We start from the raw sequence: 19,928 nt of genomic DNA, 5'->3' as shown, positions 1-19,928 counted from the left end.
AAGCCGCGCTGCAGTCGAGACCCAAAACCTCGGCTCTTTCAGCGACCGCTTCCCAAAAAGTGCCGGCTGGGTTGAGGAAGAGATCCACACCGAGTACTCCGGGCGTCGGCAATGAGCGGATTCGTGGAGCATCCTCGTTGTCACCAGCCAATACGGTCGTCCGCCTCAAGGGCGGCTGCTACTACGGAGCTTGGACACGCACCCGGTAGAACTTCTTCGTCGGCCCCGGATTCAGATCGATGAAGGTCGTGGTGGCTCCCGGACCGGCAAGGAAATCCTCAGCATCCGGCTCATCCTCGGGTGTCCAGCCGATAAGGGAGGTGGAACTCTCGATCGTGTAGATCCGGCCGGGGACGCTGGAGTAAGTGAGCTCGACGGTGGTCGCCAGTTTCTCGATCGAGACGACCTCCAGCTTCGAAGCCGGGTCGAGCGGATCGGTGCCCGCAATGTCCTCGTCGCCGTTGGAACGCCCGTCCCCGTCCTCGTCGTCTGCCGAGTCGAGCAGGATCACCGGAGTCGTGCCGGAGGCCGGATTCGGCGCGCCCGCATCCGAGGAACCCGAACTTGTGGCGGAAATGCCCGCAACACTGACCGCGGTGACCGTGGCGTAGTACACGGTTCCCGGCGTGCCGGTGAAGGTGTACTGGTTCGAGCCGTCGGTCACCTCGGCGCCGTCAACCAGGTCGGTGCCACCCGGTGTGGTGCCGATGTCGATCACGTATTTGGTGATGTTGTCGTCGGGCCCGCCGGGATTCGTCCAGGTGAAGGTGCCGCTCGTTCCGATCGCGTAGTGGCTGGCCAGCGGATCGGGTGAGGGAGGCGGGGTGACGTCGTAGACCTTGAGATACTGTGCCTCGTAAGGTCCGGCGTTCCACAGCGCCGGCTCGGTGGGCACCTTCCAGAGCTGGACGAAGCGGCCGCTCGACTTGAGCGAGGCACCGCTGACTCCACTGCCGCCGTTCCACAACCACAGGTCGCGCCGGTTCGGATCCTGCCCGAGGTAGGCGGCGATGTTCTTCACGTCGTAGAGCCGGCCGTCCTTGAGCCCGATCAGCGGTGCCAGCGCGGGAGGGATCTTGAAGTTGTCGGACTGGTCGTTGTTGCGGTCGAGATTGGTGAAGGCGAGCACCACGTCCTGGAACGCGGGGGAAGCCCCGGCATCCTCGTATTTCGCCACCGCAAAGATCTGGTTGTTGAATCCGTCGCCATCGAGGAACCAGCGGTTCACCGAGCGCAGGGCCGGACTGAAGAGTCGCGCGGCATTGATGCCCGCATAGACCGGATAGAGCTGGTTGAGTCCGTTGTCGTCATTGTCCCAGATCGGATCGAGAGAGTTGTACTTCTTGAAGTGACCAATCTGCTTGCCGAAGTTGGTTTCGTAGAAATTGAAGCCGAAGGTGCGCGAGATCCCGAGTTCCTGGCCCATGAAGATCATCGGCAGGCCATCGATGGCACCAACCACGCTGTAGCGGACCAGCGCCTCGAAGGGATCGACGTAGTTTTCCTCGTCGTGCGAGGTGTTGTTGAGCAGCACCAGGCCCTGGCCGTAGGCGTTGCGGCGGTCCTCGAAGATCTGCCGGTAGTCGTTCGCGTTCGACGCGCTCTTCAGCGGGAACACGATGTTCTCGTTCATGATGTCGAAGTGGCGGTTCGAGCGGTAGGTCACCGCCCCGCCGTCGAGCGACTCGGACATCATCACGAAGTTCCACTTCCGGGTGCGGGTGGCATTGATGATGTATTCCCAGGCCTGCGGCGGCAGTCCCTGGCCAAAGTCGCAGCGCAGGCCGTCGATGCCCTTGTTGCGGTTCGCCTCGGTGTGCGGCGTGCCGGCGGGGTAGCCGGTCTGGTCGAGCCAGTGCAGCGCGTAGTCGCGGAAATACTTCCAGACGTTGCGGGTGACGTCGTCCCAGTTCGGGTCGGTGTAGTAGAACTGGTCGCCCTCGTTGAGATAGCGGCCGTTCTCGGAGGGATTCAGGCGCACCAGCGAGTCGTAGTTGCCGAAGTACACGTCGATCACGTCACCCCACTTCCCGAAGTCGCCGCGGTCGGGGGCATTCGTGGCCTCGTTGGCATTGGTGGCGCGTTCGCCGTAGTTGTTGTTGGCGGAGTTGAAAATGTCGCCCTTGGAGAAGAAACGTGCCTCGCGGTCACGAATCTTGTCGGTCGGTGACCATCCCGCACCACCCGTGTCGAAGAGATCGACCCCTTTCTGGGCCAGTTCGACGTCGAAGCCGGTGTGATTGAAGGGCGCGTCGAGCATCACCTCGATCTGCGCGGCATCGGCGGCCGCCATGAAGTTCTGGAACGCGGTCATTGCTGCGGGCCGCGTGTTGGCGACGCTCATCGCCGGGTCGATTTCGAAGAAGTTCTTGATCGCGTACGGGCTGCCGTGGTCGTACGGCTGACCCGTCGCCGGATCGATCTCCCGCCCCTCGATCGCGGGCGGATGCACCGGCTGGAACCACAGCCAGTTCACCCCGAGCCCCTGCAGGTAGCCGAGATTGAAACCCTTCCCGTCGCCGGTGCGCAGGGCACCGGGTGCGTCGTGCAGGTCCTCGAAGGTCGATCGGTTTTCAAAGCCGCCACCATTGGCCTCGATCGTCAGCGTGTGAAGCTCGTACAGATTGATGTTTCGGGCATCGGTCGGTGCCACGGTGATCGCGTGGTCACGACGGCCGAAGGCGGTATACCAGCGCCAGGCCGGATCGCCATCGACCTTCCACCGAGCCGTCAGCCGGTAGGCGCCGGTCTTGGTCGCCTGGATGACCGCTGAGTACTGACCCGGCGTGCCGGTTGTGTTCATGGCATGAGCCTGGTAGTAATAGGTATCGTCGGTGGATGGCCCGATGATCGCCTCGGTCTGGTTGTATTCCTGACCGTCGGAAATGCCGTTGGCGTTCTTGTCGGTGTCGGTGCGGTGGCGCTGGTTCAGGTTCGTGACCACCTCCACGCTGCCGGGCGTGATGTTCGGCTCGCCCGGCTCGAAGACGACGGTGACGGGAATGGAATCTCCGGCGATCTCATCGACATAGAGTTTCGAGGTGGTGTAGTCGCCATTCAGCGTGCCGGTGGTGGCCGTCGAAACGGTGAGAGCCGGGTCGCCGACGGAGCCGTTGGTGAAGGAGAAGATCTGGTCGTTGGTACCTGCGTTGTGATCGGCGAACTTTTCCTCGTTGGTGTCGGTGTTCCAGAAGCCGACCTTGTAGCGAATGGTGGCACCGAGCGGCAATCCCTGGAGGAGATCCGTGGCGGTGGCGCGCCACCACATGCCGCGGCCACCGGTCACGCTGCCTTGGTCGATTTCGTTCTGCTCGGGCCCGTTGTAGGTGAACGCAACGGCCTGCGAGGTACCCGCGGGCGAACCGAGCGAGCCGTCCGGATCGGTACCGTCGGTCGTGAAATAGACGCTCCCTGCATTGGCCCAGCGGGTGGAGGGGTCGTTGACGTCGCCGATGTAGCCGACCTTGGACCAGAACTCGACGTCGTCGCCATTGATTACCCGATTGTCCGCATGGAAGATCCAGGCCGGCCGGTTGCGGAACGAATACGGGCTGGCCTGCGCGCCCGACTCGATGTCGGTCACCAACTGGTTGCCGAAGCCTGGATCGAGATCACCACCATGAATGTACGTGTCGGAAGGGCTCCCGCCGGTGAAGGTGACCAGAATGTAGTATTCGATCACGTCGTCGTCCCCGGCATCGAGCCCCCCCGGCCCCAGATCGACGGTGGCCTTCCAGAACTGGTTTCCGCCCTCGTTGGCGTGGAACCCGAGCGGCAACGACTGCCAGGCTCCGGCCGTGCTGGCGTTGCGGTAGTACACTTGACCACCGTTCTGATCCCCATTGACTCCCCCATTCTTGAAGAAGCCCTGATACACCGTGAACGTTCCCGCCGGATCGATCTCCACGTAGGGAGTCCGCATCTGGAAGAAATTCGAAGTTCCCCCATTGTTCTCGGGCACCTGCTGCGCAAAGGGGATGTGCCAGACCTGATCCGACGGCGCAGCGGCCAACCGAGTCGAGTTCAGCACACCGAGAACGAGCAGCAAGGGAGCCACCCGCCTGAGAGAGTTTCGAGGATTCATGGATTGAAGGGTTTGCGAGGCACCTCACCCATCCGGCAACACGCCCACGCTAAGAAATGCCGCGAACGCCGCCGTGGTTTACGGAATTCAAGGTTCACGGACCTTTAACCCGGCACAACCCGTTGACAATGGGGAGTTTCCACATGCCTCTCTTACCAGCACCTCAGTCGTATCCTCGTGCAACCCTCCTGCGGCACTCGAGCGATTCTCTCGCCGGATGGTGCGTCCGAAAAGCGACCCAGTAATCCTCGGTCCACCCGGATCGGTCTGCACCCTGAGGTGCTGACTCGAAACTGGCGAGAAACGATGCCCGCTCTTCTGCTGCTATCTTGAGACCGAAAAGATGGAGCGATTCGAATTCTCCGCCATCATGAATCGAGTCAAACGAGGAACACTCCCCTGAAAGCGACCTCACCTCATCGAAGTTGATGGAAAAACGAATGGTGCCGTCCAGCATGACACGTTCCCCGTCGAAAGGCTCTCCATCGACCAAGACCGCGTAGCCACCTGGCCCGCAGAGTTGCATCTCGACCTCGAAATCGGTTTTCCGGCTGGCACCTAGTTCAGCCCGTTTGGCGACCTCAGAGTAGAACGAGTAAAGGTAGCCACCGATCCCCAGGGCAACACAGAAGGATACCGCCGACAATTTCGGCTTCTTCATGCAGGCAAACGTGACCCCAACCGCGACGAGAAGCAGACTGAGGAGCAACAGGATCAGAAGCCCGATCAACACGAGAACACCGCCCGCACCACCCCCGCCGATGAAAGCCAGATGCATCCACCCCGGATCAATGCACAAGCTGCCACAGTGGTGAACAATCAAATCCGCCAGTTCTCCAGCTCCAAACCCTTGATCCGCTCGAAATCCCGTCGATTGCTCGTCACCACGGTCCAACCGTGCCGCAACCCGGTCGCCGCAATCCAGACGTCGGTAATGCCAACCGGGGTGCCATCGTTCAGCAGCGCCGCATTGATCCCTCCCGCGACTTTCGCGCACTCGTCATCAAATGGCAGGACGTCGATGCAGGCGTTCGTGTCGAGCCGGCGCTTCACAGCTTCTTCTCGTGAAACTCGGGCACCTCGCGGCCGAAGCTCTTTCGCTTGATCCGAATGCCGTCAAAGAAGCCCTCCGGCCAGCCTCCCTCGTTCATTTCCTCGATGACAATCCTCGAGCCCTCGCGTCGGATCGAAACCGGGCCACAAGGCAAAGCCATCTCTTTCGGCAACCGGACCGCCAAGGAATTGCCGCTTCGGAATACGCGCGTCTTCATGGCGGGAGGTATCCACCGCCATGTATTCACAATCAAGCGAGGATCCCCTATCCACTGCATCCAGCCCGGGAAGCGGCTCCTTTCACGGAGCTCCGGAAGCGTTCATCAGGTTGGAGAAGGTGCCGCCAGCTTGAGGCCGGTGCCGGCACCAGCGCGGTGGCATCGAGGACGTTGGCTCGGGCCCTTCGACTACAACTTGTCATAGGGTTCCGGCTGGGTGCCGTCGGTGTCGGTGAAGCCGTATTCCTTGGCCAACTCGGCCACGACCAGGACTTGCCCGGTTCTTTCCATGACCTTCGGGTCCGCCGCCAGGGCGGCGACGGCCCTTCCCACGAACTGCGCCGATTCCCGCTTCGGCTTGGGTGCCTTCTTGGTGTCGATCACGTGACCCGGATAGAGGGAAACCGACGCCACCCGGTGCGGCTCCAGCTCCACCGCCATGTCCCGGGCCAGGCGATCCGTCGCCGCCTTCGACACACCGTAGGGGACGTTGTCGTAGTAACGGCGCCCGGCGTAGAACGAGATGCTGACGATCAACCCGCTTCCCTGACTCTGCATCATCCGCGCGGCAAACACGCTGGCCACGTAATTCGACCGCACTCCCACGGTGTGCATGTCGTCCCACAAGTCCACCGGCTGCTTCCAGAATGGATCCTTCCACTTGAAACCGGGATTGGCCTTGCGATTCCTGAGGCGCCGGTAGCCGCCCCAGGCATTGTTGACCAGCAAGTCCAGACGACCCTCCTCCTTCTCGATCCGGCCGAACACCGCCCTCACCTGATCGTCATCCTCGTGATCACAGGGGACCGCCACTCCCCGCCCACCGAGAGCGTCGACCTCTGCTGCGAGTTTTCCGCTCACCGATCGACCGGTGATGTAAACGGTCGCTCCGGCCTCACCCAGACCGAGCGCGATTCCCCGGCCGACGCTGCGGCTTCCGCCCGTGACCAAGGCGACTTGTCCCTTGAGTGGCGACATGCTGTCTCGGGGTTGGTGGCTTCATGGATCCCTGCGGAAGCAGGGGTCACTTCCCGACGCCGGGCTTGTCCGGCTTGTCGACAATCGATCCCTCGAAAATGATCCGCGGATCCTTGACGTCGACCAGTTCGTGCAACTCGTAAACCTTGCGATAGCCGTAACCGTAGAGATTCACATAGGTGGGGATGTTCAGCGCCATCATGATCGGCCTTTCCTGAACGGAGAACTGCTCGGCCGGGGTCACGCGGCCCTTCGGCCTCGGCAGGGCGATCTTGGAGGCGAAGTCGGTCTGGTTGCCCTCGAAGTTGTTGTTGCAGTAGATCAGGACGGTCGTCTCGAAGGTGGGAATCACCTCCGCCAGATTGGCCTGGGTGAAATCGGAGAAGTTCAGGTGCTTCGCCCCCTTCACGTGAATGCGGTCGAAACGGAATTGCGAGCGGGTGTCCAGAATGATGACGCCCGGCTCCCTGCTCATCTTCAGAAAGGTGTCGAGATCCACCAACCGGTCCGCACGATGCTTCCCCGCCTCCGCGACGAGGCCCTCGAAGTCCTTGAAACTCACTTTCGCCACAGGATAGGCGATGTCTTCCGCCGGCATCGTCCCGGCCGCCATCATCATGGCAGCGGTTGAAACCAGACCCATCCTCTTGCCGAGACACCCTTGGATTCGCTTGTGACTCTTCATCGCATGACCTCCTTTCACTGAGTTCCCGAGGCGTTCCTCCGCTTCCGGGATTTGGCCTACCCTATCCCGTCCAGAACAGCCCGGCAATCGCGGCGCTCATCAGGTTCGAGAAGGTCCCGGCAGCGACGGCCAGCAGGCCGAAGCGGGCGATCTCCTGGCGGCGAGTGGGCGCCATGCCTCCGAGGCCGCCGAGCAGGATGGCGATCGAGGAAAGGTTGGCAAAGCCGCAGAGGGCGACCGTGACGATCGCCTTGCTGCGCTCGCTGAACATCTCGCCCATCTCGCGGAACTGGCCGTAGGCGACGAACTCGTTGAGAATCAGCTTCTGGCCGATGAGACTCCCGCCCGACACGCTGTCGCCCCACGGCATGCCCAATGACCAGGCGACCGGCGCGAAGATCGAGCCGAGGATCAACTCGAGACTCAAATCGGGCCGGTCGAACCACGCACCGATCCCGCCCAGCATCAGATTGATCAGCGCGATCAGCCCGATGAAGGCGAGGAGCATCGCACCGACATTCAGCGCCAGCTTGAGGCCGGTGGCGGCGCCGAGCGCGGCGGCGTCCAGCACATTGACCGGCTTGTCGTCACCCTCGTCCCAGTCGAGCGTGACCTCCTCAGGCTTCTCGGTCTCGGGCATCAGGATCTTGGCGAAAAGCAGTCCACCCGGTGCGGCCATGAAGGACGCGGCGAGCAGGTATTTCAGCTCGACCCCCATGCTGGCGTAGCCGGCCAGCACCGATCCCGCCACGCTGGCCAGGCCGCCGCACATCACCGCGAAAAGCTCTGAGCGGGTCATGCGCGCGACGTAGGGCTTCACCACCAGCGGCGCCTCGGTCTGGCCGACGAAGATGTTCGCCGCTGCCGACAGCGACTCGGCGCGGCTGGTGCCTAGCAGTTTCCTCAAGCCGCCGCCGAGGACGAGGATCACCCACTGCATGATCTTCAGGTGGTAGAGCACGGCGATCAGCGAGGAGAAGAAGATGATCACCGGCAGCACCTTGAAGGCGAAGACGAAGCCGATCGAATCGACCTCCACCAGTGGCCCGAACAAGAACGCGATGCCGTCGTCCCCGGCGGCGATCACCGCCGCCACGTGGGCCGAGAGCCAGTCGAGCGCATCCTTGCCCCACGGGACCCGGAAGACCAGCAACCCGATCAGCAGTTGCAGCGCGAAGGCCAGGCCGACCGTGCGCCACCGGATCGACCGCCGTCCGCGGGAAAGCGCGTACGCGAGACCGAGCAACAGCAGCATTCCCAGAAGCGACATCCACCACCGACTAGCGAATGGCGTGCCGGGACGGGAGGGAAATCGGCTCCCGGGGGCCGGCTTTCACGGCTGCGGGTCGAGATCGCGCACCCAGATGTTGCGGAACCTGACCTCGCTGCCGTGGCTCATCAGGACGAGCGGCAGCTTTGGCGGGTGAGGCTTGTAGGGCGCGATGCCGCGCCAGCGGACCGGCCCGCGGATCGGCTCGTGGTGGTGAACGAGCACACCGTTGTGATGAACCGTGACGTAGGCCGGCGAGACCAGCTTGTCGCCCTCGAAGACGGGGGCGATGAAGACGATGTCGAAGCTCTGCCATTCGCCGGGCCGGCGGCAGGCGTTCACCAAGGGAGGAGTCTCGCCATAGATCGCCGCGCACTGCCCGTCGGCGTAGAGCTTCTTCTCGTGCATCGGGTGCGAGTCGAAAATCTGGATCTCGTAGAGGCCCATCAGGCCGACACCGTTGTTGCCGCGATCCGAAAAATTGGGGGACTCGACATCCGGCACCATGAACTCGAGGTGGATCTGGCAGTCGCCGAAGGACTGCCTGGTCCGCATCGCCCTCTTGCCGGCCACCAGGGCCCCGTCGGCCACCTGCCAGCCCTCGGCCACCTGCCACTGGTCCATGCCGGTGCCGCCGAAGAGGACCACGGCATCGGCCGGAGCAGGCGTGGTGCTCGGTTTCGCCTCGACGTGCCGTGGCTTCGGCCTCCGGTTGTCGTGCACCCGGTAGTTGATCCATGGCAGCATCGGGGTGTCCTCGTAGCCATACACCCCGTCCTCGTTGGCCACCATCTCCGCCGCCCCGGCGGGAGCACCGTGGACGAGAAAGGTGCCGACGACGGTTGCCATCACAACATCGCGGTATGCTCGTTTCATACGGCGGCAAAGCTGGCGCGTTGAAGAATTTCAGGAAAGGCAAAAGGAGGCGGCAGGCACCTGCGATCGATGCCTGCGCATTCCCTCGGGCTTCGATTCACCGGCCCGTCGGGCGATGACACCCGGATGATCCGCGGAGGCCGGGCTTGCCTGACGGTCCCGGCCCGTGTGGACTCCACGGGACATGACGACTCCTTCCCCTTCCCCTTCGCTGATCGGAACGCTGACGCTGGCGCTGGCGCTGGTCGGCTGCGAAAAGCACGAGCCGCCCACCGTCGCGGAGACCCCGGTGCCAGCGGAAACCATTTCCCTCTTCGACGGCGAGACGCTCGACGGATGGTCGCACGTGCTGGTCGACGACACGCTCAAAATCGAAGACGTCTGGTCGGTCAAGGACGGCGCCATCGTCTGCAAGGGCGAGCCGCTCGGTTACCTCGTGACCGACGATTCGTTCCAGGACTTCAAGCTGACCCTCGAGTGGCGCTGGGCGGCGGAACCAACCAACAGCGGCGTGCTGCTGCGCATCGCGGGCGAACCGATCGGCTTCATGCCGAAGTGCGTCGAGGCCCAGCTCATGCACGAATCCGCCGGCGACATCTGGGCCTTCCGTGGAGCCAAGGTCGACGGCCCGGAAGAGCGCATCAAGACCGTCGAGGACCACGAGGACCTCGGCGACTTCAGGGGCGTCGAAAAGACCAAGATGGCCGAAAATCCGCCCGGCGAATGGAACCGCTACGAGATCATCGTCCAGGGTGACACCATCAGGGTGTCGTTGAATGGCCAACCGATCAACGAAGCACACAGCCTCGACATCGTCTCCGGCCCGATCGGCCTGCAATCCGAAGGCAGCGAAATCCACTTCCGCAACATCGAGGTCGAGGAGCTGTAGACCGTCCCAACCTCCCCCAGCCCGCATGCCTGCCTTCACACTGCGATCATTCCCGCCCCTCTGCAGGGTGCTGTCGGCTCTCGTGGTACCGGTCTTCGCCCTGGCCGAGGAGGTCCCCACCACCGATCCCTGCTCGCAACCGTCTCCGGTCGAGATGGCGAAGGAGGCCGGGGTGGAACTCCCCCGCTATCCCTGGCACCTCGCCAACATCTGGTGGACGTTCAAGGAACCGGTGAAGGACTTCGAGTCCCTCAGCGTGGACGTCACGATCGATCGTGACGTGCCGGCCGACTACAACCTCTACATCGCCCCGGTCGGGGTGGCGGAGATCAACGGCCTGATGTTCTACGGTGGCATCCAGACCAACATCAACGGCTGGGCCGACCCCGAGTCGCGGGAGCGGGTGCACCGCGAACACGGAGGGATCTTTTCCCGCTGGTCGAGTGACAAGAAGACGCCGATCGGCCTCGACCACGTCCGGGTGGCCGGTCCCGATTGCCTGGTGGAAAGCGCCGGCTACGAGGGCGAGTTTGCCAGCGTGCGGCGGCCCTTGAAGTGGAGCAAGGGGACGTGGATCTATCAGATCCGGAAGGCGGAGACCGTTGAGGTCGAAGGTCAACCAGCCACCTGGTTCGAATGCCGCATCCAGTCGCCGGCGGGCGAGTGGCACCCGATCGGCAAGCTGCGCTTCGAGGGCCGCGACTTCACCTACTGGGCCAAGCACTCCGCCTTCGTCGAGGTCTACGCCACCCAGCCGCTGCCGAGATCTCCGATCCCAAAAGTGGAAGTCACCTTCGGCTGGCCGCAAGTCAACGGCAGGCCGGCCGCCGTGACCGGGGCCAGCGCCCACTATCCCGACCGCGGCACCCAGGCGGGTCCGGACTGCGCCACCATCCGCGCCGAGGGAGAAGCCGTGCGGGTGAGTGTCGGCAAGATCTTCAAGCGGGACCCCGCCAAGCGCAGCCATCCGCTCAGGCTGGATCCTGCGGGCGGTTGAGCCGGGGGCATGAAAGCGTCTCCCGCCCGGGCGGGTTATCCAATGACGCAATGCGTCCGCAAGGAAGGCCGGTGGCGCTCAGTAGTCCCAACAGCCATGAAACCGTCGCACTTCCTCCTTGGCCTCGCCTGTTCCACCACACTGATGGCCGCCGATCCCGGCCTCCGGCCGCTGACGATCTGGGACAATCAACCCGCCACCGAATGGGACGTTTCCTATCCGGTCGGCAACGGCCGCATCGGCGCGATGCCGCAAGGCGGCTTCCCGGCCGAGAGGATCCTGATCAACGAAGAGACGATCTGGGAGAACAAGGGTGAGATGAAAATGGGCGAGAACACGCCGAAGCACCTCGAAACCATCCGCGAACTCGAAGCGAAGGGCGACTACCACGCCGCCGACCGGGTCTTCGAAAAAGAAGTGCTCGATGGTGGTCGGCCCAATGCCTATCAGCTCGTGGGCTGGCTGGAGTTGAACTACGACGCCGCCGACCTCGGGGAGACCCGGCGCAACCTCGACCTTCGCACGGGGGTCGCCACCAGCATCCATACCTTGAGCGACGGCAACGAGATCACCCAGGAGGTGCTCGCCAGCGCTCCCGACGACATGATTGCCGTCAACATCAAGGCGCGGAAACCCATCTCGCTGAGGGTCTCGATGGAAAACGCCACCACCGCGGACGGCGATCTTGTCCTCCACGGCGCGGCCTCCGGCCCGCTGGGCACGAAGTTCACCAGCCGCGTGCGCGCGATCACGGCCGACAAGATCGAGACCAAAGACGGCGTCCTGAAGATCGGCCCGACGACGACGGTGACGCTCTACCTGAGCGCCGCCACCGATTTCGACCGCGACGAGCCCGGCAAAAACCTCGCCGATGGCTGGCAGGAGAAGACACTCACCGACCTCGACAAGGTGCAGGACAAGGAGCCCGCAGCCGTCCGCGAGGCGGCCATCGCCTCACATGCCGGGTATTTCGACCGCGTCGACCTGCAACTCGGTGACACCGACCCCGCCATCCTCAAGCTGCCCACCCGCGAGCGGCTCGCCCGCATCAAGCAGGGCGAGCACGACGATCCGGACCTGGTCGAAACCTACGTCCAGTTCGGCCGCTACCTGCTGGTCGCCTCGTCGCGGCCCGGCTGTTTTCCGGCCAACCTGCAGGGCCTCTGGAATCCGCACCTCAACCCGCCGTGGAAGTCCGACTACCACCTGAACATCAACCTTCAGATGAACTACTGGCCGGCGGAGACCATGCACCTCGCCGAGATGCACGGACCGTTCTTCGACCTCGTCCGGCACTTTCAGCCGAGGGGGCGCGAAATGGCCTCACTCATGGGCATGAAGGGCTGGTGCATGGGTCACGCCACCGACATCTGGGGCTACGCCAAGGCGATGTCAACCAAGGCCAAATGGTCCGGGCAGTTTCTCAACGGCCAGTGGCTCACGCTGCACCTGCTCGAGCACTACCGCTTCAACCGCGACCCGAAGTTTCTCGAGCAAAACTGGGACATCCTCACCGACTCGGTGCGCTTCGCCGACTCGTGGCTGATCCCCGGACCCGGGGAAGGACAACTCATGTCGCGCCCGTCGAGCTCACCGGAGAACTTGTTTCTCTACACCAACGAGGACGGCAAGAAGATCCCGGCCGCGCTGTCCGCCGGCACCAGCTTCGACCAGTTCATGATCCGTCAGGTCTTCAGTGACTACCTCGAGGCCGCCGAGGTGCTCGGGAAACAGGATGATCCCTTCGTGAAACACATCGCCGCCACCCTGCCCAAGGTCTTCAAGCCGCAGATCGGCGAAGATGGACGGCTGATGGAGTGGCGCCTGCCCTTCGAGGAGAATGAACCCGGCCACCGCCACATCTCCCACATCCTCGGTGCCTACCCCGGCAATCAGATCGACCTCGACGACGACCCGGCGATGCGCGCCGCCGTGCTGAAGTCGATCGAGACCCGCCTCCGGAAGGGCGGCGCCGCCACTGGCTGGAGCCGCGCCTGGACAATCGGCATCTTCGCCCGCCTCTCCGACGGCGCGAAGGCCTACGAGAACCTCCACGCCATCCTCGTCCGTTCGACCAAGGACAACCTCTGGGACAACCATCCGCCCTTCCAGATCGACGGCAACTTCGGCGCCACCGCGGCGGTCGCCGAGATGCTGCTGCACAGCCACAACGACGAGATCAAGCTGCTCCCCGCCCTGCCCGCCGACCGCTGGCCCGAGGGCCACGTCACCGGCCTCCGCGCCCGCGGTGATTTCACCGTCGATATCCGATGGAAGGCTGGCCAACTGGTCGAGGCCACCCTCCACCCTGGCAAGAACGCCCTGGAGAAAGTGAAGGTCGTTTCCGGCGACCGGGGCACCATGGTGAGCACCCCTCCCGGCAAGTCCGTGACGCTGAAGCCGGACGACTTCACTCCTCAACCCTGATGGATGGATCGGCGATTACCCCGTGGCAGCCAGCGGATTCGTCCAGCTGAGCGCGGGCCTGCTCATGTCGGATCCCTCGCCTCAAGATCGTCATGGAGCCTATTCATGCTCATCGCCCGATAGGGAACACGCACCCCGACCGGTGAAGGCTCAATATCGATCAGCTCCCGCTCACCCCACATCGAAACGCTCAATCCCTTCTGCAAGGTCTCTTCCACCAAACGCTTGATCAACTTGCCCTTTCGGCCTGCCTCCTCCCGCAAAGCACGAAGAAGCGCATCATCTATCTCAATCGTGATTCTCATTACCGCAGCACGATGCGCATTCGAGGTTTGGTCAATCTGACGCCGGGGTCAGGGCTTGAGAATGGCGGGCACCTGGAGACCGACATGGTCGGCCAGGGAGCGCTGACGGTCATTAAAGGTGATGAAGGCCTCCGGCTTGAGCAGATTGGCACACGCCACATGAAGGATGTCGAGGGTCCGGCAACCCAGACGCGGCGTCTCCCGGCTCAGAATCTGGAAAGCGTCCATCAGCGCCCTCCGGTCGATCTCCGGAACATGGTAGAAACCCTGCTGTTTCCGCTGGCGATAACGCACGATCTGGTCCTCCGCCTGCTCCTCGGTGATCTCCTTCCAGAAGGCCTTGAGACGGAGCGCATTGGTAAGCTCTCCCTCCAAAATGTCCCAGACCGGCAAGGGATCGTCCTGGGCAGCGACAAAATCCTGAACTTCCTGAGATCCCGACTCTCGGAGGTAGAGTTTCAGAAAAGCACTGGTGTCCAAATAGATCATACCCGTGCCTACCAGCGATGGTCGCGGTCAGCCCGCACCGTTTCTTCCGCGGATCGGCCCGAGGCCGGAATCGCGGTGGCCAGATGATCTTCCCAGCGCAGCACCTTGCGTGGAATCGCCGGCACAATGCGTGCCGCAGGCCGGCCCCGATTGAGAACCTCAAAAGTCTCCCCTTCGCGCACCTGGGCCTCCACCTCAGCCCATCGCGCCTTCATCTCCCGGACCGTAATCGTTTTCATATCAATGATTTATCCATGAAAATGAGTAAGTGTTTCCGTATTTGTCAACTTTAAAAGTTTCAATATGAGACTCACTTTACGTCCTGAGACGAAAACCCATGCGTGGAGGTCCACCAAATGCCCGTGCGTCTCGATTCAGCCGATCGTCGATTTCAGCTCGGATCACTCCGGGAAAAGCTTCTCGAGAATCGCGCGGTCGATCTCATTCGAGGGAGCAAACTGCTCCGAGCCGACATAGCGCAGCAGGCTGTGGAGAAGCTGGCGGGCCTCCGGCTTGTCCTGAAGGGCGGGCAGGTCGATGGCACAGACCAGCATCGAGCCCCGGCCGACGCGGGTTTCAAAAATCACCCCGAGCTTGTGATTACGGGCAAAATTGTCGATCGCCTGCACGCTCGGGCGGAAGTCATCGGGAGTGTCGTCGAGGATGATGGGGCGCGCGTTTTTCACCAGGTGCCACCATTGCCAGTTGCTGTGCGCCTCGGTGGGAAAATGTCCCAGGGCCGCTCCGCCGGGTGGCGAGGAGGGATGGAAAAGCAGGCCCAGCGTGCCGGGAGGCGTGGCTTCACCGCGCTTGCGGTCGCCCTGCGCAAACATCGGTGACCAGTAGTCGGTCATGAACGCGCCCGGAACGCTGTGCGGAAGCTTGGTCAGTTCGGGGAAAAGCAGCACGCGTCCGCCGCCTTCCAGATGGACCCGGGTCGCATCGTCGCTGAAACGGCGGAAGCCCCTCACACCGTCCGGCACCGTGGTTTCGATCTCGGCCGGATAGATCCAAAGTCGGTAGCGGTTGCGATACGGAGTTCCCTCGACCTTCAGAATGAGGAGCACATCCTTCGGTGCCTCCAGATCGACGGCGTCCAGGGGCAGCGAGATCGGACCGATCTCGTTGACCTTTCCGGTGCGGAGGGTGGTCTTGGGAAGGTCGAACTCGACCGGGCCGCCGGGAATCCCGAGCAGCGTCGCGGACACCGTCGCGTCCACGAGATCCGCCGGGCCGTAGTGCGCCACCTGAACCTTCGCGGTGAAAGTCTCGTCCTCCGTCCAGGTGTATTTCTCCATCCGCAGCAGCGGCACGGTCTCGCTGCAGAACTCGCGCCACTTCTCCGGTCCGATGATGCCCTTGCTGTCCATGAAGACATCGAGCATGCCGACCGGCGCGGTGCCCTGGCCGGGGAAATCCATGATGTCCAGAAGCTGGAACCCCCCGAACTCCGGAGTGCGCAGGGCCGCCTCGATCTCCTCGCGATAACAGATCGCGGCCAGCGCGCCCGAGGCCTTCACGAAATCCTCCGCCTGGTCGAGCATCCCGGCGGCCTTGAGCCGGTCGCGAAAGACCTCATAATTCCGCGCCCGGAGCACTCCGGTGAACTTGTCGATCTCGCGGAAATCCGGGGACACCTGGTAGGCCCCGGTTTCGTGGGCGATCACCGGCACCGGCACCCCGGCGATCGAGTCGCGGTAGTCGACGAGCGTCGAGGGCGATGCGTTCTCGACGTGACCGGGCGGGTTGCGGTGGATGTGAAAGGCGCCGCGCACGGGCCGGTCCATCTTCCCGAGCTTGGCCATGACCCAGAAGTCGTCGCCTTCCGGCAGGGCCGGATCCCAGTGCCTGTTGTTCGACCCCTGCGCATGCAGCGCCCGCGGGTTGACCTGTTGGAAATGTGCAACCAATTCGGCCATGCCGTCATTCATGCCCAGCTCGTTGCCGAGCGTGAACATCGTGAATGACGGGCTGTTGCCGAAGTGGCGGAAGATCGCCTCCCCCTCGCGCTTGCCGTAGTCGAAGAGGCCAACCTCATCCTCGCTCGAATTGACGTCGAGGAAGTCGTAGTTGTGGACCGCCGCGTTTTCGTCGTCCGGCGCCTTGAAGGCACTGCGCTTGTTCGGCAGCTCGACCTGCAGATAGAGGCCCAGCTCATCGGCCACCTCGAAGGCGGCCGCGGGTGGACACCACGAATGAAACCGGACGTGGTTGAGACCCCAGTCCTTCTGGATACGCAGGATGCGCCGCCACGACTCGCGGTCCATCGGGGCGTAGCCGGTGAGCGGGTAGTTGGCGCAATCGACCCGCCCGCGCAGGAACACCGGACGACCATTGATCACCAGCCGGTTGCCCTCGCGGGTGAAATCGCGCATCCCGAGAGTCACGGACCGCCGGTCGGAGCACCGCGCTTCCCCGGCGCGGGTCGTGAGATGCAGGTCGAGTTCGAGCAGGGCGGGATGGAACTCGTCCCACAGCGGCACGCCACCGCCGGGTCGATAGGTCCACTCAAGCGTGGATCCCTCGGGGGGGATCTCCACCTCGATCGACTGCGGAGCGAAATCGTCCGGCTCCTTCACGTTGCGGCTTCGGCAGCGGAGTTTCAGAGATCCGGCGGCGGTTTTCCCGGTGATGTTGCCGAAGGCGGTCACCACGCGAGCCTCGCGGCTAGCGGCGTCGGGAAAAACCTGCACGTCCTCGATCCACACCGGATCGGTGGCACGCAGCTCGATGCGGCCGACGATCCCGTTCCAGTTGGTCTGCGTTCGCTCGTCGACCGCGTGGGACGGACCCACCGGCGGGAGCTTGGAGTTGTCGATGAGCAGGGTCAGCGTGTGCCGTCCCGGCGGGGCCGCCGTCGTGATGTCGAAGGTGTGCGGCGCACTGAGTGAGTCGCGCCATGAAATGAAGCGGTCGTTCACCCACAGCCGGCTGTGCTTGGTGCGCTCGAGGAAAAGGGTGATCCGCTTTCCCGCCCACGATTCGGGGATGACGATGTCGCGCTGATACCAGGCCGCCCCCTTCCAGCGCCAGACGCGGGCGAGGCGGTCCACCGGACGCTCGTTGGTGAGGATTCCCTTCTCGTTCTCGTCGGTGGTGCCGGGCAGGCGGATCGTGTCGGTGAGCGGCCTGGCATGCCATTTCCCGGCCACGCCCGCCTGATCGGGGTCGAGTTGGAAGCGCCACTCACCGGCAAGCGGCAGGGTCTCCGGTCCGGCCGCGGTGGCGACGACCGGACAGACCCCCACCGCCATCAAGGTGGATTTCAGGAAGTTCGGGACCTTCATGGGTCATTTGGAGGCGGGATGGGCGTGAATGATCTCCGCTCGGACAACTACGAAACACCCTCAACCGTCCTTCCGCGGGCGCGCGGAAAAGATCCCCTCACAAAAGCTCGGCAAGCGCCGCACGATGGGGATGACCTCACCGGGTGAGGCACTGAATTTCACCCCTGCGATGGGAGGCCACTTCCGCCGTGTCGAAGGTTTGGATGTCCGACTCCGCGCGGGACACTATCGGTCGCCCTCACTTGACAGTATGCATCATCTGAATTAAGTGCATACTCATGAAGACACGGGTGACCATCACGCTCGACCCGGAGGTCCACCGCCTTGCCAAGCGGACGGCCAATAAGAGGCACACCACCGTTTCCGGATTGATCGAGTCCTTGCTCGAAGCGGAAACCGCGCCCATCGGGAAGGATCTCGTCGCCAGCATGAGAGGAAGTGCGAGTCTCAGGGATGCTGAACCGGGCTCCGATCCACTTTATGATGCGCTGAAGGCAAAACACCTTCGCTGATGAAGGTGCTTCTCGATACGGATGTCTTGTTGGATGTCGCCCTCGCCCGCGAACCGCATGTCGATCACAGCACTGCCGTCCTCGAATGGGCGCAGGCGAGTGGCGAGGCCGCCGTCGCCTGGCACTCGCTGACGAATTGCTCCTACTTGCTCAAAGGTGGCAGAGCTTTCCTCAACAATCTGCTGAAGCTGGTGGACGTCGCCAGCGTCGGATCTGACCACGCCCGTCTCGCTCTTGGCCTGCCGATGTCCGACGTGGAAGATGCCTTCCAAGCCGCCGCCGCCGTGGCATGGAAAGCCGATTGGATCGTCACCCGCAACCTGCCCGACTACCGCAATTCTCCCGTGCCGGCCATCTCGCCGGCGGATTTTCTGAGGATGCTGGAAAACGCAGATTCGTGACAGCCATGATCGGTGGGAAACCCGTCTCCTGTCTCCTGTCCCCCCGCGCCTACCCCACCATGTATTTCAGGTCCGAGACGATGGTCGGGTAGGCCCACATGAAGTCCTTGAGCTGCGGCGCGGTGATGCCGTGCTTCATGGCCAGCGCCAGCACGTTGATCGCTTCGGCAGCGTTGTGGCGGGCGAGGTGGGCGCCGACGATGCGCTCACTGCCGTTCTCGATGATCACCTTGTAGCCGCCGTGCTTCTCGCCGATGCGCTTCGCCGAGGGCCAGCCGGTGGTGCTGCCCCGATTGACCCGAACGTCCAGCCCCTGCTCCTTCGCCTGCTCTTCGGTCAGACCGACCGACCCGATGCTGGGAGTGGTGAAGGCGGCGCTCGGGATCACCGAGGCGTCGAACTCCTCGTCGCTGCCGCTGAGGATATTCCGCGCAACCAGCTTGCCCTGGGCATCGGCCACCGGTGCCAGCATGGGCGAACCGGCCACGCAATCCCCGATCGCATGCACCGCCGGATTTGAGACGCTTCGCAACGATCCATCGACCACGATTCCGCCCTCGTGGTGTTCGACGTCTCCCTCACCCCCTTCCACCACGCTGAGGTTCGGCACCCGGCCGGTCGCCTCGATCACGAGGTCCGCTTCGTAGCGGGTCCCCGATTTTCCGGTCAAAAGAAAGACATCGCCCGACTTCTCGAGCTGCTCCGGCGACTCGTTGAGGATCACCCGGATTCCCGCATCCTCGCTGGCTTTCACCACCACCTCGACCATATCGGCATCGAAGCCCTTCAGCACCCGGTCCGAGCGCTGGAGGATGGTCACCTCCTTCGCCCCGGCCCGGGCGGCGACGTGCGCGAACTCGAAGGAAATGTAGCCGCCGCCGACGAAGACCAGGCGCTCGGGCAGTTCCGGCAGTTCCAGGAAGTCGTCGCTGATCCCCGAAAGTTCCGCCCCGGGATAACCCGCACAGCGGGGCGTGGCCCCGGTCGCCAGGATGATGTGGTCGGCAGTCAGCACCCGGTCACCAACCTGCAGCGACCGCTCGCCGCAAAAGCGGGCCCGGTCGTGGTAGGTGGCGACCCCCTCCTTCCGCCAGTCCTCGACCTCACCCTCCGGCCGCCCTTCCAGAAACTCGTTCTTCAGGGCCTGCAGCGCCTTCCAGTCGGTGCGCGGGGCTTCGACGATGCCGCGCCCGACCAGATGCTGCGCCATCGCCACCGCCTCGGCATTGCACACCAGATACTTCTTCGGCTGGCAGCCCCGCAGGGCACAGGTCCCGCCGTAGGGGCGCTCATCGATGATCGCAACGTCGAGTCCGCCTTCCTTCAATCCACTTGCCGCAAAATAGGCCGAGGTTCCGGATCCCACCACCATCGCATCGTGCTTCTGCTCGCTCATGGGGGCCACGCTCAGCACGGGACCGCACGATGGCCAGAAGCTTCCGGTAAAAAAGGCGGCG

At 63.4% G+C, this 19,928-nt stretch carries 18 protein-coding genes; 5 read left to right on the top strand and 13 right to left on the bottom strand.

Annotated features, from left to right (window positions below; genetic code table 11):
- Positions 1–181 precede the first annotated feature (181 nt).
- The 8 genes from ACG2LG_RS02395 to ACG2LG_RS02360 all read right to left on the bottom strand — a co-directional run bounded on the left by ACG2LG_RS02395 (position 182) and on the right by ACG2LG_RS02360 (position 9,164).
- Positions 182–4,084 (bottom strand): alpha-amylase family glycosyl hydrolase, encoded by a 3,903-nt coding sequence (locus ACG2LG_RS02395; RefSeq protein WP_396255982.1) that lies wholly within the window; start codon positions 4,082–4,084, stop codon positions 182–184.
- A gap of 163 nt (positions 4,085–4,247) precedes the next feature.
- Positions 4,248–4,862 carry a hypothetical protein gene (locus tag ACG2LG_RS02390; RefSeq protein WP_396255980.1) on the bottom strand — a complete coding sequence of 205 codons (615 nt, stop codon included), beginning with the start codon at positions 4,860–4,862 and terminating at the stop codon, positions 4,248–4,250.
- Between the two features lie 41 nt (positions 4,863–4,903).
- Positions 4,904–5,137, bottom strand: coding sequence for a PIN domain-containing protein (locus ACG2LG_RS02385; protein ID WP_396255978.1), 234 nt, complete (start codon positions 5,135–5,137; stop codon positions 4,904–4,906).
- On the bottom strand, positions 5,134–5,355 hold the full coding sequence (locus tag ACG2LG_RS02380) for an antitoxin (protein ID WP_396255977.1): 222 nt from the start codon (positions 5,353–5,355) through the stop codon (positions 5,134–5,136). Before ACG2LG_RS02380 ends, ACG2LG_RS02385 begins: the two co-directional genes overlap by 4 nt.
- Before the next feature lie 189 nt (positions 5,356–5,544).
- Positions 5,545–6,333: an SDR family NAD(P)-dependent oxidoreductase gene (locus ACG2LG_RS02375; protein ID WP_396255975.1), complete on the bottom strand. Its 789-nt coding sequence runs from the start codon at positions 6,331–6,333 to the stop codon at positions 5,545–5,547.
- Between the two features lie 46 nt (positions 6,334–6,379).
- On the bottom strand, positions 6,380–6,952 hold the full coding sequence (locus ACG2LG_RS02370; protein ID WP_396255974.1) for a rhodanese-like domain-containing protein: 573 nt from the start codon (positions 6,950–6,952) through the stop codon (positions 6,380–6,382).
- A gap of 127 nt (positions 6,953–7,079) precedes the next feature.
- Positions 7,080–8,288, bottom strand: coding sequence for a NupC/NupG family nucleoside CNT transporter (locus ACG2LG_RS02365; protein ID WP_396255972.1), 1,209 nt, complete (start codon positions 8,286–8,288; stop codon positions 7,080–7,082).
- 63 nt (positions 8,289–8,351) lie between these two features.
- Entirely contained in the window at positions 8,352–9,164 is an 813-nt protein-coding gene (locus ACG2LG_RS02360; RefSeq protein ID WP_396255971.1) for a DUF1080 domain-containing protein, read from the bottom strand.
- Between the two features lie 184 nt (positions 9,165–9,348).
- On the opposite strand from ACG2LG_RS02360, the gene ACG2LG_RS02355 reads away from it, so the two are divergent.
- From ACG2LG_RS02355 to ACG2LG_RS02345, 3 genes are all read left to right on the top strand, one after another.
- A complete protein-coding gene (locus ACG2LG_RS02355; RefSeq protein ID WP_396255969.1) occupies positions 9,349–10,053 on the top strand; it encodes a DUF1080 domain-containing protein in 705 nt (234 codons plus the stop codon).
- 25 nt (positions 10,054–10,078) lie between these two features.
- Positions 10,079–11,050 (top strand): DUF3472 domain-containing protein, encoded by a 972-nt coding sequence (locus ACG2LG_RS02350; RefSeq protein WP_396255968.1) that lies wholly within the window; start codon positions 10,079–10,081, stop codon positions 11,048–11,050.
- 96 nt (positions 11,051–11,146) lie between these two features.
- Complete coding sequence (locus ACG2LG_RS02345; protein ID WP_396255966.1) at positions 11,147–13,477, top strand: glycosyl hydrolase family 95 catalytic domain-containing protein; 2,331 nt, start codon at positions 11,147–11,149, stop codon at positions 13,475–13,477.
- A 62-nt stretch (positions 13,478–13,539) separates the two neighbouring features.
- On the opposite strand, the gene ACG2LG_RS02340 is transcribed toward ACG2LG_RS02345, so the two are convergent.
- The 4 genes from ACG2LG_RS02340 to ACG2LG_RS02325 all read right to left on the bottom strand — a co-directional run bounded on the left by ACG2LG_RS02340 (position 13,540) and on the right by ACG2LG_RS02325 (position 17,558).
- Positions 13,540–13,782: a hypothetical protein gene (locus ACG2LG_RS02340; RefSeq protein ID WP_396255964.1), complete on the bottom strand. Its 243-nt coding sequence runs from the start codon at positions 13,780–13,782 to the stop codon at positions 13,540–13,542.
- Positions 13,783–13,830: 48 nt separating this feature from the next.
- A complete protein-coding gene (locus ACG2LG_RS02335) occupies positions 13,831–14,271 on the bottom strand; it encodes a type II toxin-antitoxin system VapC family toxin (RefSeq protein ID WP_396255963.1) in 441 nt (146 codons plus the stop codon).
- A gap of 8 nt (positions 14,272–14,279) precedes the next feature.
- On the bottom strand, positions 14,280–14,510 hold the full coding sequence (locus ACG2LG_RS02330; RefSeq protein ID WP_396255961.1) for a type II toxin-antitoxin system Phd/YefM family antitoxin: 231 nt from the start codon (positions 14,508–14,510) through the stop codon (positions 14,280–14,282).
- Positions 14,511–14,672: 162 nt separating this feature from the next.
- Positions 14,673–17,558 (bottom strand): sugar-binding domain-containing protein, encoded by a 2,886-nt coding sequence (locus ACG2LG_RS02325; RefSeq protein WP_396255960.1) that lies wholly within the window; start codon positions 17,556–17,558, stop codon positions 14,673–14,675.
- A 278-nt stretch (positions 17,559–17,836) separates the two neighbouring features.
- Here ACG2LG_RS02325 and ACG2LG_RS02320 point away from each other — a divergent pair, with 278 nt between their 5' ends.
- Positions 17,837–18,070, top strand: coding sequence for a DUF6364 family protein (locus ACG2LG_RS02320; protein WP_396255958.1), 234 nt, complete (start codon positions 17,837–17,839; stop codon positions 18,068–18,070).
- Positions 18,070–18,471, top strand: a complete 402-nt coding sequence (locus tag ACG2LG_RS02315) for a PIN domain-containing protein (protein ID WP_396255956.1) — start codon at positions 18,070–18,072, stop codon at positions 18,469–18,471. Before ACG2LG_RS02320 ends, ACG2LG_RS02315 begins: the two co-directional genes overlap by 1 nt.
- 49 nt (positions 18,472–18,520) lie before the next feature.
- On the opposite strand, the gene ACG2LG_RS02310 is transcribed toward ACG2LG_RS02315, so the two are convergent.
- Positions 18,521–19,867, bottom strand: a complete 1,347-nt coding sequence (locus ACG2LG_RS02310) for a dihydrolipoyl dehydrogenase family protein (RefSeq protein ID WP_396255954.1) — start codon at positions 19,865–19,867, stop codon at positions 18,521–18,523.
- Positions 19,868–19,928: the final 61 nt, after the last annotated feature.

Origin of the sequence: Haloferula sp. A504 (assembly GCF_044385805.1) — a bacterium.
GTDB lineage: Bacteria > Verrucomicrobiota > Verrucomicrobiia > Verrucomicrobiales > Akkermansiaceae > Haloferula.
This window is presented reverse-complemented; position numbering and strand designations above follow the sequence as displayed.

Coding starts and splice junctions, on each gene's coding strand:
- ACG2LG_RS02345 (WP_396255966.1), top strand. CDS start 11,147: ATGAAACCGTCGCACTTCCTCCTTGGCCTCGCCTGTTCCACCACACTG.
- ACG2LG_RS02370 (WP_396255974.1), bottom strand. CDS start 6,952: ATGATGATGGCGGCCGGGACGATGCCGGCGGAAGACATCGCCTATCCT.
- ACG2LG_RS02350 (WP_396255968.1), top strand. CDS start 10,079: ATGCCTGCCTTCACACTGCGATCATTCCCGCCCCTCTGCAGGGTGCTG.
- ACG2LG_RS02365 (WP_396255972.1), bottom strand. CDS start 8,288: ATGTCGCTTCTGGGAATGCTGCTGTTGCTCGGTCTCGCGTACGCGCTT.
- ACG2LG_RS02335 (WP_396255963.1), bottom strand. CDS start 14,271: ATGATCTATTTGGACACCAGTGCTTTTCTGAAACTCTACCTCCGAGAG.
- ACG2LG_RS02325 (WP_396255960.1), bottom strand. CDS start 17,558: ATGAAGGTCCCGAACTTCCTGAAATCCACCTTGATGGCGGTGGGGGTC.
- ACG2LG_RS02310 (WP_396255954.1), bottom strand. CDS start 19,867: ATGAGCGAGCAGAAGCACGATGCGATGGTGGTGGGATCCGGAACCTCG.
- ACG2LG_RS02390 (WP_396255980.1), bottom strand. CDS start 4,862: ATGCATCTGGCTTTCATCGGCGGGGGTGGTGCGGGCGGTGTTCTCGTG.
- ACG2LG_RS02375 (WP_396255975.1), bottom strand. CDS start 6,333: ATGTCGCCACTCAAGGGACAAGTCGCCTTGGTCACGGGCGGAAGCCGC.
- ACG2LG_RS02360 (WP_396255971.1), bottom strand. CDS start 9,164: ATGAAACGAGCATACCGCGATGTTGTGATGGCAACCGTCGTCGGCACC.
- ACG2LG_RS02380 (WP_396255977.1), bottom strand. CDS start 5,355: ATGAAGACGCGCGTATTCCGAAGCGGCAATTCCTTGGCGGTCCGGTTG.
- ACG2LG_RS02355 (WP_396255969.1), top strand. CDS start 9,349: ATGACGACTCCTTCCCCTTCCCCTTCGCTGATCGGAACGCTGACGCTG.
- ACG2LG_RS02315 (WP_396255956.1), top strand. CDS start 18,070: ATGAAGGTGCTTCTCGATACGGATGTCTTGTTGGATGTCGCCCTCGCC.
- ACG2LG_RS02340 (WP_396255964.1), bottom strand. CDS start 13,782: ATGAGAATCACGATTGAGATAGATGATGCGCTTCTTCGTGCTTTGCGG.
- ACG2LG_RS02320 (WP_396255958.1), top strand. CDS start 17,837: ATGAAGACACGGGTGACCATCACGCTCGACCCGGAGGTCCACCGCCTT.
- ACG2LG_RS02395 (WP_396255982.1), bottom strand. CDS start 4,084: ATGAATCCTCGAAACTCTCTCAGGCGGGTGGCTCCCTTGCTGCTCGTT.
- ACG2LG_RS02330 (WP_396255961.1), bottom strand. CDS start 14,510: ATGAAAACGATTACGGTCCGGGAGATGAAGGCGCGATGGGCTGAGGTG.